The organism is Microbulbifer pacificus, from assembly GCF_033723955.1.
Taxonomy (GTDB): Bacteria; Pseudomonadota; Gammaproteobacteria; order Pseudomonadales; family Cellvibrionaceae; genus Microbulbifer; species Microbulbifer pacificus.
Genome location: NZ_CP137555.1, coordinates 2266914 through 2279943, shown reverse-complemented (window position 1 = coordinate 2279943; position 13030 = coordinate 2266914). Strand labels below are relative to the sequence as shown.

Annotated in this window: 8 protein-coding genes; 5 read left to right on the top strand and 3 right to left on the bottom strand. The window is 58.1% G+C overall.

All coding sequences use genetic code 11. The annotated features are described in order from the left end of the window. Positions 1-34: 34 nt before the first annotated feature. Positions 35-1102, bottom strand: a complete 1068-nt coding sequence (locus R5R33_RS09815; RefSeq protein ID WP_318952520.1) for a PstS family phosphate ABC transporter substrate-binding protein — start codon at positions 1100-1102, stop codon at positions 35-37. Between the two features lie 284 nt (positions 1103-1386). Here R5R33_RS09815 and R5R33_RS09810 point away from each other — a divergent pair, with 284 nt between their 5' ends. From R5R33_RS09810 to R5R33_RS09790, 5 genes are all read left to right on the top strand, one after another. Next, the gene (locus R5R33_RS09810; RefSeq protein ID WP_318952519.1) at positions 1387-1992 is read left to right on the top strand and encodes a TRAP transporter small permease subunit; all 606 of its coding nucleotides are present in this window, start codon (positions 1387-1389) and stop codon (positions 1990-1992) included. After that, on the top strand, positions 1989-3350 hold the full coding sequence (locus R5R33_RS09805) for a TRAP transporter large permease (protein WP_318952518.1): 1362 nt from the start codon (positions 1989-1991) through the stop codon (positions 3348-3350). Before R5R33_RS09810 ends, R5R33_RS09805 begins: the two co-directional genes overlap by 4 nt. A 222-nt stretch (positions 3351-3572) precedes the next feature. Then, entirely contained in the window at positions 3573-3962 is a 390-nt protein-coding gene (locus R5R33_RS09800; protein WP_105102539.1) for an acyl-CoA thioesterase, read from the top strand. A 210-nt stretch (positions 3963-4172) separates the two neighbouring features. Then, positions 4173-5816, top strand: coding sequence for a hypothetical protein (locus R5R33_RS09795; protein ID WP_318952517.1), 1644 nt, complete (start codon positions 4173-4175; stop codon positions 5814-5816). Continuing rightward, positions 5813-6148 carry a hypothetical protein gene (locus R5R33_RS09790; RefSeq protein WP_318952516.1) on the top strand — a complete coding sequence of 112 codons (336 nt, stop codon included), beginning with the start codon at positions 5813-5815 and terminating at the stop codon, positions 6146-6148. Before R5R33_RS09795 ends, R5R33_RS09790 begins: the two co-directional genes overlap by 4 nt. 145 nt (positions 6149-6293) lie before the next feature. Here the strand turns inward: R5R33_RS09790 and pbp4b are convergent, their stop codons facing one another. Together pbp4b and R5R33_RS09780 are read right to left on the bottom strand one after the other, a co-directional pair. Beyond that, on the bottom strand, positions 6294-7682 hold the full coding sequence (gene pbp4b / locus R5R33_RS09785) for a penicillin binding protein PBP4B (RefSeq protein ID WP_318952515.1): 1389 nt from the start codon (positions 7680-7682) through the stop codon (positions 6294-6296). A 163-nt stretch (positions 7683-7845) separates the two neighbouring features. Then, the gene (locus tag R5R33_RS09780; RefSeq protein ID WP_318952514.1) at positions 7846-12891 is read right to left on the bottom strand and encodes a S8 family serine peptidase; all 5046 of its coding nucleotides are present in this window, start codon (positions 12889-12891) and stop codon (positions 7846-7848) included. Between the last annotated feature and the right edge of the window lie 139 nt (positions 12892-13030).

Below are 13030 nucleotides of genomic sequence, written 5' to 3'. Positions count from 1 at the left end.
TTGGCCGGTAAATCCATCTACCTGTGGACTGCGTTTATTTCGCAGCCAGATTAGTCAGTGCATTCAGCTTGCGCACATCGCCAGCGACCTGCTGACGCTTGCTGTCCTGCAGCGGGATCATACCCTTGTCCGCAAGGTAGCCATCTTCACCCCAGGCGCGCTCGCTGGTGAATTCCGCCAAGAACTGCTTGATGCCTGGTACTACGTCCACGTGGGCTTTCTTCACGTAGATGAACAGTGGGCGGGATACCGGGTAGCTCTGGTCGGCGATGGAGTCAAAGGTCGGCGCCTTACCCTCGATCAGGGAGCCCTGTACCTTGTCGGCATTCTGGTCGAGGAAGCTGAAACCGAAGATGCCCAGGGCATTGGGGTTGGCAACCAGCTTGTTCACGATCAGGTTGTCGTTCTCGCCCGCTTCAACGTAAGCGCCGTCTTCGCGCAGGTTGTGGCAGATGGCCTTGTAGGTGTGGCTGTCGGCTTTTTCCTTGGCCTTGACCCAGCCGAACTGCTGGCAGCCACCTTCCATCGCCAGCTCGGCGAAGGCGTCGCGGGTACCGGAGGTCGGGGGCGGACCCAGAACCTCGATCTTGTGTGCCGGCAGGGTGGGATTCACGTCTTTCCAGGTTTTGTAGGGGTTCGGAACTACGGTCTCGGAACCATCCGGGTTCGGCACGTCTTTCGCCAGCGCCAGGAACAGGTCCTTGCGGGAGAGTTCAAAACGCTGGTCGCTTTTGGCGTTCGCAATCACGATGCCGTCGTAACCAATCTGCACTTCCACTACATCCACGCCGTTGTCGTGGCACATGTCCAGCTCGGACTGCTTGATGCGACGGGAAGCGCCGGTGATGTCCGCGGTGTTCTCACCCACGCCCTGGCAGAACAGCTTCATGCCGCCGCCGGTGCCGGTGGATTCCACCACCGGGGTCTTGAACTGGGTGGAGCGGCTGAAACGCTCGGCCACCACGGTGGTGAAGGGGTAAACGGTGGATGAACCGACAATGCTGATGTGGTCACGCGCCGCCAGGGCAACGTTGGATGCCGCAATGGTCAGGGCCGCCAGGGCCGAGGCCAGAACTTTCTTGCTCACAGAACGGTTGTTCATAGCTATCTCCAGAAGTGGTCGCCAATTAGGTCAAAAGGACTGTACGCGGCGCATACTATTTCGAACTGGTGACGATTCTATGAATGAAAAGTTACAAACAGATTACAGTCGCACCCCGGTTTTCTGACTGAATTTCGTCCAGTGGTTTCAATCTGCTTCGCCACGTGCGCTCGACAGAACCCACCAGCTACACAGGTTCACCCCCGGCGCTGGCGCAATCCTTGACCAGAAGGTACGCTCTCGCATCAATAACAGAACAATAAAGATGATCTGAGAGACCTCCCATGAAGTTTCTGTTGCGCGCCGCCAACGGCCTCGACTGCTTCACCCGCCGCAGCGGTCACCTGCTGGGCTGGTTGACCCTGGCCATGGTCCTGATACAGAGCCTCGTCGTCGCCCTGCGCTACGGCTTTGACGGCGGCTCCCTCGCCCTGCAGGACACGGTCACCTACCTGCACGGCGCCGCCTTTATGCTCGGCCTGGCCTACGCACTACAGGCTTCAGCCCATGTGCGGGTGGACGTGTTCTACCGCACCCTGTCTGCCCGCGGCAAGGCCTGGGTCGATGCGGTGGGATGCCTGATTTTCCTGCTGCCGCTTTGCACGTTTATTGCCGTTGGCGGGTGGCACTTCGCCGCCAGCAGCTGGGCTGTGCACGAGACCAGCAACAGCGCCGATGGTCTCGGCGGCGTCTACCTGCTGAAAAGCCTGATTCCGCTGGCTGCGGCCACGCTGGCTCTGCAGGGCGTCAGCCAGTTCGCCCGCGCGCTCAATACCCTGATGCAGCTGGAAACCGACAGCCGGCAGCAACCGACGCAGTCGCCGCGCGTTTCGGCAAGTGAACAGCCCCCGGTATCGGTGCGGGAAACCGCCGGGGAGGTGGGCGCATGATGGAACTGATTCCACTGCTGATGTTCGTTGCCGTGTGCGCGGCTCTCATGCTCGGCTATCCGGTGGCCTTCACCCTCGGCGGCACCGCGCTGCTCGCCGCGGGCCTCGGTATCGTCGGCGGAGTGTTCGACGCGGAACTGCTGCGCGCCTTCCCCGACCGCCTCTACGGGATCATGCAGAACGGCACGCTGATGGCGGTTCCGCTGTTCGTGCTGATGGGTGTGATGCTGGAACGGGCCCGCATTGCCGAGGAGCTGCTGGTCAATCTGGCGAGGGTGTTCTCCGGCATCCCCGCCGGCATGGCGGTATCCGTGGTGGTGGTGGGCGCGCTGCTCGCCGCCAGCACCGGCATCGTCGGTGCCACTGTGGTCACCATGGGACTGATGTCGCTGCCGACCATGCTAAACCGGGGCTACTCGCCCAAGCTCGCCACTGGCACCATCTGTGCCACCGGCACCCTCGGCCAGATCATTCCGCCCTCCATTGCCCTGGTGCTGCTGGGGGACACATTGTCGAATGCCTACCAACAGGCGCAACTGAATCAGGGCATTTTCAACCCCAAACCGGTGAGCGTCGGTGACCTGTTTGTGGGCGCGATCATTCCCGGACTGGTGCTGGTGGCGGCCTATATCCTGTATCTGCTGTTTATCGCCAGACACGAGTCTGCACAGGAGCGACAGCGGCAAGAAGAAGTGGATCTGGTGGAAACCCTGAAAAGCCTGTTCCCGCCCATCGCGCTGATGCTGCTGGTGCTCGGCTCCATCATCACCGGTGCCGCCACGCCCACCGAGGCCGCGGCGGTGGGCGCGCTGGGGGCGGGCATCCTCGCCTGGGGTCGCGGCGCACTGAACTGGGCGCGCGCCGGGGAAGTAGGGCAGAGCACCCTCCAGGTCACCGCCATGGTGTTCGCAATCCTGATCGGCGCCTCGCTGTTTTCCCTGGTATTCCGCGGATTTGGCGGTGAGGAAGTGGTCACCCACTTCTTCAGCAACCTGCCGGGCGGTGTCATCGGCGCCACCCTGCTGGTAATGCTGGTGATCTTCCTGCTGGGCTTTATTCTCGACTTCATCGAGATCACCTTCGTGGTGGTGCCCATTGTCGGCCCGGTACTGCTGGCCATGGGACTCGACCCGGTATGGCTTGGCGTGATGATTGCACTAAATCTGCAGACGTCGTTCCTGACGCCGCCATTCGGCTTCGCGCTGTTTTACCTGCGCGGCGTAGCGCCGGTAGAGGTGACCACCGGTGCCATTTACCGCGGGGTGGTGCCGTTTATCGCGATTCAGTTGCTGGTGATGTGCCTGCTGGCACTGTGGCCATCCCTGGCCACCTGGCTGCCGACTTATCTGGCCTCGTGAACTGGAACGGCGCTCATCCGGGCTAAAACGGCGTTTACGTGGGAAAGATCAGCACAATATGCTGATGTCATGCGGGAATTCACGCACGGAAGTCTGGCTAATTTGTACCCACATTGTGCTAGAATGCGCCACCCTGACGGCAGGGCGCCAATTTGTGCGCCGCATGTATTTGTTAGCAGCCGGCTGTCGGGCCAATAAATCTAAGAATTGTGAGCACTCGCGATGTCCGCCATTGATGAAGAACCGCAACCCAGCGGCACCCTGACCCTGCAAACCCAGTCCATGCCCCGCGACACCAACCCCCAGGGTGATGTTTTCGCCGGCTGGCTGATGTCGCAGATGGATCTCGGCGGCGCCATCCTCGCCCAGAGCATCGCCCGCGGCCGTGTCACTACCGTCGCCGTCGGCAGCATGGTGTTCCTGCGCCCGGTACCTGTCGGCTCCACCGTAAGCTGCTACGCCGAAGCCATCGAAGTGGGGCGCTCTTCCATCAAGACCATGGTGGAAGTCTGGCTGACCCGGGTCGACACCGGCGAGCAGGTGAAAGTGACCGAGGGTGAATTCGTCTTTGTCGCCATCGACGATCGCGGGCGTACGCGACCGCTGCCCTGAACACAGACTCAGCACTGCAATTCAGATTTGAACACCGGCGTATTTCCCTGGGGATGCGCCGGAGAATTCCCGTTCTGCGCGCGAAGCTCCCGAGCGGCACACATTCAATCGCGCACGGCTACCCCCTCACATCTTTCCCCGCACACACTTTTTAACTGCCGCCTTTCGCGGTAGCATCCCTCGCTTCGCACAATTCAATCAGACACGGATATGTCGATTTACCAGCTCACGGACAACCGCGGGAATACCTACGCTATTTCCTCCGGTCACTGGCTAAATTCCACCGGCCCGGACCAGTACCGGGGCGCACTGGATGCCCTTCCACATTTGAATGGCGATGAGCTGTTCAGAGCGGAACAGGCCGTTTTCCACTTTCACAACACCGAGCTTTTTCAGCGCTTGCGACATCGGCTGGGCAATGGCTGGGAATTTCACCCGCATCCGCTTCCTTCCGCCACCGCCCTTCCACTGCAACTCCAGGGCAGGTGGGCGCTGATACTGGACGCCATTTATCACGGCGAACTCAGTTTCAGCAAAATCAATTCGACCAAACAGAAGCCGGCTGAAAAGCCCGAGGCGGACAACCGGGGCGTTCTCCGCAGCAAAATTCGCATTGCGCTCGCCGGCATCGTCGCCGCAGAAAAGGCCGAGGCCGCCCACCACACACAAAACCTGCGCAGGGAGACCACCGTAAACCGCGGCATGATCTACACCGGCGCCTTTCTCACCGGCCTGTGGGACGCCGGTACAGATTTGACCCAGTGGCTAAAAGACGTCAACGACTGCCTCAATCCGGTCCAGCGCAGCCTGCGTGGAATTCAGGCCAGCTACCGCGCCCTACAGAAGACGCGGAGCAACAATACCAGTTTCCTCGAAGCCTGCCGGGATGAACTGGTTACCGCCGAGAAGCGCGAACTGGTGCAGGTTCTGGGCTTCGATCCCGGCAGCATCACCAGAGAACAATTCGACCGCGCCTTGGAAATCGCGGGCATCATTTGGGAAGATGTCGCACTGCAGGCAGACCTGCGTCGCTTTGTGAAAGATTACGCTGCCGCGCAGCACGCGCTAGAGATTACCGAGCTTTCGGGTGGTGCCGCGTTTGAGGTGTTGTTCACCATAGTACTTGCGGCGGTAACCGCTGGAGCCGGGCTCGCGCTGGGAAGCTCAAATTTAACTCGGCACATGGTAAAATTCCGGCAAGTGGGAAAATTTCTAGAAAGTTTCGCCGAGAATACAAAAAGCCTACGTTCCATGTCGAAAAAATTTTCGCACTTGGAACATAAGAAAGCCCAGGTCACACTAGACGAACTCCCAAAATTAGACGTTCCGCCCCCAATCAATGACTTTGGAATAAGTCGTCCTGCCAGTGTTAAAAAATCAAAAGATAGCTCTGATATAAAAGTTCAGGACCTGGAAATCAAAGAAACAATACTTCAAGCAAGAGAGCGCCAAAAAAGGATGCTTGAAGATAACATAGGGTTCAATGTTAGCCCGACAGAATGGGATGAGTACCCCACAATCGGTCGTAACGGAACATTTATTTCCGACATGCAAGGAATTACGGACGTTCTCGGGAAACTTCCAGAAAAATCACCAGCAGTAATTAGCAAGAAAAAGGCGACTGAGCTGGAAGAAGCCTTTGGGCTGACTCCTGGAACGTTGAATGACGGCTTTAAAGTTCGAAAAATTGAAAACGTAATTGATAGGATGTCGCGAAGCCCTTTAGAAGGTAATGAATATTTTCTAGGCCCAGGGAATCACCTTCCCGGTGGCGCACCTGAAATTGTTATTGACTCAATCCCGACTACCGACGGGAATGGTGTCTCCACTTTATTAGAGGTATACGTACGGTGAACCATGTAAAAATTAGTGCTTATGTACACAAAGCTGATGGGAAAACCATTTCCGTAAAACCGATATTAAAGCCTATCGAAGAAAAACTTACTTCAATTGGATTTTCATTAGACCCAAAAACACATAACTACATGTATGAAACAAAAGACAAAAACGACAAAGCAACGATATTTGAAAAACTCAGGGATCTCAATGTTGCCTTTGCAAGCGGAAGAGAATGGAGTCCTGCCGAAGTTTTTGAATACCTTCGAGAAAGTGGTCTTGTTGGTGGGAGTTTTGTAAGGATAAGCTGGCGCAATCAAAATGATTATTATTTTTCTGACAACCAATGAATGGTTGAATTTTAATTTACGCTCTGTACCCCATATAAAACCAAGTCCGCTTCCGGTACCTATTGTGCGCGCAAATACAGCGATGGTTTCACAGGCTAACTAACGTACGCATCGAAAATTCGCGCACATCGCCCAAACTTGCTGATTATTTTGGCCCGGTGCCAATGAGCCGATCAGACGAGCCCTGATCCTGAGAAATTCCCATTGCCCGGTAAACCCCCGATACCACCTCGCCGTAACGGCCAGTCGCAAATAAATCCCCGATAAATTTTCCCGAATTGGATCCCGACTTGATAACGGGTGAATGCTTCTTGTTGGTGAGCAGCACAATACCAAGATTGTACTCAGGGTCGATGATCGTGAGGGTGCCGGTCCAGCCGGTATGCCCGTAGGCGCGATTGCTGGCGTATTCCCCGAACATCCATTGCATGCTGGCATTGCCATTGGTGCGCCAGCCGAGGGCAAAGGTGGGATCGGCTTCCGCGGGGGAGGTAAATTCCGAGATGGTCTGGCGATTAAACAGCGAAACTGAACCATAGCCGCCACCATTGAGCATTACCTGGAGCAGCACCGCCAAATCTGCAGACGTGGAGAACAAGCCCGCGTGACCGGACACACCCGCCATGGAATAGAACGCCTTTTCGTCGTGCACCTGGCCGAGCAATGTGTCGGTACGGATATTGGGGAATGTGATACTACCATCGCGGGTGTTGCCCTGAAGCTCCGTCGCTGCGAAGTCTGCGGGCGCAAAGCCTTTTTGCAGGGGATTAAAACGCGTGTGTTTCAACCCCAGTGGCGCGTAGATGGATTGCTCCACATATTCGTCAAGCATCTGACCAGTAACACGCTCGATAATCTCACCGAGCAGCATGTAGTCCACATCGCTGTAGACGTTGGCCGTTCCCGGTGGGTAAGCCAGTGGTGTCTGTGAAATCAGGCGTGAGGTGACACTTCTGTCCTGCGAGTAAAGCGATTTTGCCACGGCTTGATTGTGATATTGCGGGTCGGGCATAAACCCTGCGCTGTGGTGCAGGATATCCGCAATTCTCAGTTCGTTTTTACCCTTGATGGCATCGGATTCCTGGTCGCGAAATTCGGGCAGGTATTCGCGCACGTTTGCCTGCAAATCCAGCCGACCTTCGCTGACGAGTTTCTGCAAGGCAAAATTCGTCGCATACATTTTTGTGTTGGACGCCAGATCAAACAGCGTGCCTGTGGTCATTGGAGCGAAATTTTCCAGCGGTTTTGCACCGGAGAATTTCTGCCGATAACCGTAACTGGTATTTTTGACGACTTTCCCATCCCGAATAATAAGCAGCACCGCACCGGGAAATCCCGCAGCCACATCGCGGGAAATCAGGGCATCGAGCTCCTGTAGCTTGCTTGAAGAAAATCCGGCGTCCTCCGGTGCACTTGGCGGGTGTAGCTCGGGAAAATGCAGGGGCTGCGCGGGCGCGGCGAAACACTCGGAAGCAACAAATAACAGCACACCGATCGCGACCTGAATGAAAGTGCGCTCAACCAGATATTTCATATGGCCCCTTATGTTGTTTGATATTTCGCCAGCAGTGGGCTTAAGGTGTTCAGAAGACTGAAGTTAACCGCATTGCCAACAAAAAAAAAGGCCGGCAAAGCCGGCCCTTTTTAATGGTTTGAGATACGACACCCACAACGCGGGTGCCGCATTCGATCACATATCAACGCAACGCGAGCTTGCGACGACGGATCTGACCCGCTGCGGCGAGCAGGGCCAGCAGGTAGTACACGGAACCACCTTTTTTCTTCTTCTTGGGTTTTTCCTCGACTACGACTTCCTCAACCACAGACTCATCCACACCGTCGGATACCACGGTCAGGGTGAAGGTAGTGGAGGCCGTATCACTCGGGAACAGTGCGTCCGTTACCGTGACGGTGACTTCGGTGGTGCCATCGAAGTTTTCTGCCGGCATCAGGTCGAAGGTCGCACCGGACTCATTGCCGTGAACGTCGGCGGTGACGTTGTCACCGGTTACGGTGATGACGTTGTTGCCGTTGTCATTGTCGGCGTAGAGCACGGTAATACCCTTCAGCACTTCGTCCTCGTTCACCTGCTGATCGGCAATTTCACCCAGGGTGATATTGCCGGGCACGGTGATGTCGGTAACGACCTGCAGAGTGTCGAGACCGTCAACGGCATTGGCTACGTCGATGGTCTGCACGGTACCGGTTGCTTCGCCTTTCACGCGAACCTGGAAGGATACTTCGAAAGCCGAAGTTTCCGGGCCGCGGTAGTCAAAACAGAACACCTGGTTGTCGTGGAGTACGTCGTACAGGTTGCCACTGCCGATGTTTGTGGACAGGTCTCCGTACTTACCATAGCCACCGATTTGCGTGGTCGGTGATTTGAGGCCGCGGACACCGGCCGAGGCGCCATTGCCCACAGTGCGGTAGCCACTGACCTGGGAGCCCCAGTTCAGGTTGTCGTAGGCCAGGTACATTTCGTACGCGCCTTCACTGTGGTTGTAACCGCGGCTCAGGATGAACTCCACATCGAAGTTGTTATCCGTGGGCTGCATGGTGCTGATGTCCAGGTTGCTCAGGCGGTCCCACTCGACAAACAGGTGGTTGTCGGTAAAGGCGAGGGTAGTGCCGGAGTTCACCTCGTCGTCGTTGCTCGGGTTGTACGGTGCGCCGAAGAGCACACCCGGTTCACCGAACCAGAGGCCGCCGACGACCTGTACCGGGGTACCCCACTGATAGGGGCGCTCCTCACCAAACCAGGTGTTGGAACCGAAAAAGCTCAACATGCCGTTGAGATCGATGGCGCCATTCGGGTGCACGAACAGACCATCGCTGGCGATAGATGGTGCCTCTTTGTTCATGTAGAACGCGTAGTCACCGAACTCCGGCCAAACCCAGTTGAACGGCAGCGGGGTGGGGCCTTCCGTGTAGGTGGTGCTGAAGAAGGAGCTCGGGTAGATACCCACTTCCTTGAGGTCGATGTAGCCACCATTACCAACGCCCACGTTCGGAGTACGGCACATGCTGTCGTCGCGCGAGTTGGTAACCACGTACTCCGGTTTCCAGTCCACGGAGCTGGGCTGTACACCGGTCACCTTCAGTCCGTTTGTGGTCTCTTCCACACCACTCCGGTAATCGCTGTGGGTAGTGGCACTGCCGCTTACCAGTGTGAGGCCTTCCGGCAGTTCGGTGGCCAGTTCGAAGCTGCGGTCATAACCGGACAGGTTCGGCTGCACCTTGATGGTGACATCCACTACATCCCCGGCGCGTGCGCGGGTCTGGCTGCTCTCGATCGCCACATCATTGTCACCGCGGATGATCTTGAACGGCACCATGCCCAGGTTGCCCGCGTTGGCGGGGCTGCTTCCCAGATCGAAGGCGCTGTAGAAGAACTCGCCCTTGGCCAGGCCCAGCTCCTGCCACTGGATGCTCGCATCGAATGCTTCACCGGTGGTGGTGCTGGACGGGATTGCCAGGCTCATGTCGCTGTCCTGGGTAGCACTTACCACGCCGGTAGCCACGCGGAAATCATCCACAAAACCTTCCGCGCTGTACGCGTGGTTCTGCCAGACGATCCAGTAGTTGCCGGCTGCCGGGTAATTGACGTTACACCAGTCTTTGCCATCGGCACTGCTCAGGACAGATTTACATACGGCTTCGGTATCGTACTGCGGGATACCGTCACCATTCAGGTCGATACCCACGTACAGGCCCAGCTGGCCGTAGCGACCGTTTTCGCGAGCCTTGTCGCTGTGCAGGTTCTCGATGACCTCGGCAATCAGGCGTACCGAATTTTCCGGAACGGAAACCCAGGACACATGTACCGAGGGATCCTCGACGTCACCGGTTACCGTAAACAGGTTGGAACCGTTGCCGTTGGCGCGCTGCTGTACCTCAATGGTCTCAATGGTCGGTGCGGTTTTGGCAAAAACGCGCCCAGTGAGCTGCGGCGCATCACGGGTTTCGAGGCCGGACAGTGTGTATTTGTCCTGTTCGCGGTGCGCGGTAATGTCGACGCCGATCGGCAAGTCACCTTCCGCCAGTACCATCTCCATCGGCATGCGCGCGATGCTAGTACCCGGAGTGGCAGCGTTTTCGATCATCACTTCACCGAACACACTCAGGCCGTAGGGGATATCGGTGAGGGTCTGGGAATCGACCCACTTGCCGGTCATCACGATGGACTGCTTCTGACCTTTTTTCAGGCTGAAGGTCGCCGGGCTCGCGCTCAACGCCACGCTGGCCTCACCGGTCTTGGTGGAAACGTTCCAGGTGCCATCGACGGTGGCCTCGACGGTGCGGATCCAGGTGCAGGTGAGACGACAGTTAGTGTCGATCATGTAGGGGGTGTTCAGCGCACCGACGTTGCCACCGTTGGCCGGGTTGGCTTCGAGGTACTGTTCCACCGGTACGTCCATGATCAGCTGCGCATCGATCGCCGCCGCCAGATCCAGTCGTCCGGAACCGGTCGCCCAGCTGTTGGCCACCTGATTTTTATCGGCGTCAAACACGTCCGCCATTGCGGTCATCTGCAGTGCAGACTGGATTTCCGCCGGGGTCCAGTCCGGGTGCGCCTGGGTCATCAGCGCCAGCGCACCGGTAACGTGGGGCGCGGCCATGGAGGTACCCTGCAGGGTATCCCAGTCCGCAGAGAAAGGGGTTTCGCTGAAGGGATGTTCGTCGGCGTAGGCCGCGTAGATGGCCACACCCGGCGCTGCCAGGCTCGGCACCATCACTTCGCGGTTTGCCGCGATAGGGGAGGGACCGCGGGAGGAGAAGTCCGCCAGCTGATCGGCGTTGGCCGGATCGATGCGGCGCTCCACGGTAGCCGGGCTCAGGGTAATCATGTGACCGCGCTCAGAAGTGCTGTCGACCCAGTCCTCCAGGCCGTTGGCCGGGTAGACCCCGTTCCACTGGTCGTAGGTGAAGTGCACCGACGGCAGCTCATAGAGCTCGGGCACGGTGCCCTGGTCGCGATCGCGGTTGTACATGATGAAGCCGTCCGCGCCACCGGCCTTGACGATCGTCACCTTGGCGGTGCGCGCATTGGCATTGGGGTCGTTGGCGGCGTGGCGCTGACACACCACAAACACATTCACGCCGCCGTCGGCCGCGGTGGCGCCGGTGGCCGGATCTGTGATCGCCGTACCGTCCTTGTAGAAATCAAAGGTACCCGGCGCGTAGGGGGTGGCGCAGTAGCCGTTGTTGTCTTTCACACCCTCGGCATCGGCGTAGTCCTTGGCCCACACCACCACACCGGTGATTTCTTCCGGGTTCAGCGAGCCGCCGACGAGGCCGGTCTCGGCCCAGTCCGGTACTTCACTGCCAGCGGCCGGGTCGATGAAACCGGCATAGCTCACCGCGGTTTCAATCGCCATCTCGCGGGTATGGGTGGTCGCCGCGACGCTGGTCAGCCAGGGGGACACATGGTTCGCGGTCAGGAGTTTCGGGCCCGCGTTGCCGGCTGAGGCCGCCACACTGATACCCGCTTCGCGCGCCGCCAGGAACGCCAGCTCGGTAGAGCTGTTCCACGGGTCGACACCGCCGCTGATGGAGTAGTTGATAACGTCTACGCCGTCCTGGATGGCCTGCTCAATACCGGCCACCAGTGCATCCGCCGGACAGCCGGCTTCCGGGTAGCAGACCTGGTAGGAAATGATGTTGGCGTGCGGCGCCATGCCGGACACTTTTTCGAACTTGAATCCGGTATCAAAGCCGTCGCTGGCCTCGGCCGCTTCCGGCAGCACATAGGGTGCGTTGTAGATCACGTTGCCGGCGACGGTGCTGGCGGTGTGGGAACCGTGGCCTGCGTAGTCCTCACCGATCGGCGGACGCAGAATCGGGCCCGGGGTACAGCCACGGGCGGTGCAACGCTCGGGACCGCGGTAGCTGTCGGTAATGGTGGGGTGGGACCAGACACCGATCAGCTTGCTGTTACACAGCTCGGCCTGGCCATCTACCGCACAGTCGTGCAGATAAATGTCGCTGCCCAGCGGATTCTGCACGGTGTAGCCGTCGTCGCCGGTGGCGGCGAAGGACGGGTGGTCGGTATTCACACCAGTATCGAGGATACCAGCAACGATGCCCTCACCCATAAAGCGGCCGCCAACGGCATTGTTGCCTTCCCAGGCGGCACCGGCGCCAACAAATTCCGGACCCACATCGGTATCCAGCTCGTAGATGCGTACGCGCTCCACGCCCGCCACGTTCGGCAGCTGGGACAGTGCCTCGGCTTCATCCTGGGTCAGTTCTGCGGTCACCGCGTTCAGCGCGACCTGGAAACTTTCCAGCACCTGCAGGTGGACACCTTTGCCGGCCGCCTGGCTAACCAGCGCCTGTTGTTTGGATTGCAGATGGCTGGTGTAGGCGTTCAGCGTGCTGTTGCCGCGGGCTTTGACGCCGGTTTTCAGCAAATCCTTGGTGCTGGCCAGGCCGTCGACACCACCGTCGTACACGGCAGCAGGCAGGTCCTTCAGGCGCACGAAATATTTGTACGTACCGGTGAGGCCTTCCTCACGCAAAAATTTCTGATTGGTGCGTGCATTTTGGAGCTGGATATTGGCTCCATTATTTTCCAGCACCTGGTTTTTCTGATATTGCGCCTTGTATTCCTGGTATACGGGCAGGCTCAGATCCAGTGTCTTGAGCTCCGCCTTTTCCTGCCCTGCCGCGTGAACGCTGTGCATGGCCCCAAGACTGTACAACGCGGCAGCGACGGCGCTACTCAGCGTTTTTATCTTCATGGCTACTCCCGAGAGATTATTTTTTATTTCAATTTGCTGTCACTAACCCAAAACAGCAGAGGCCTCTCGATGCTAAAGAACCGGGCGCCGTGGCAGTTACCGATAAACTGTTACAGTTTGTTACGGCGCTGGTTTTCAG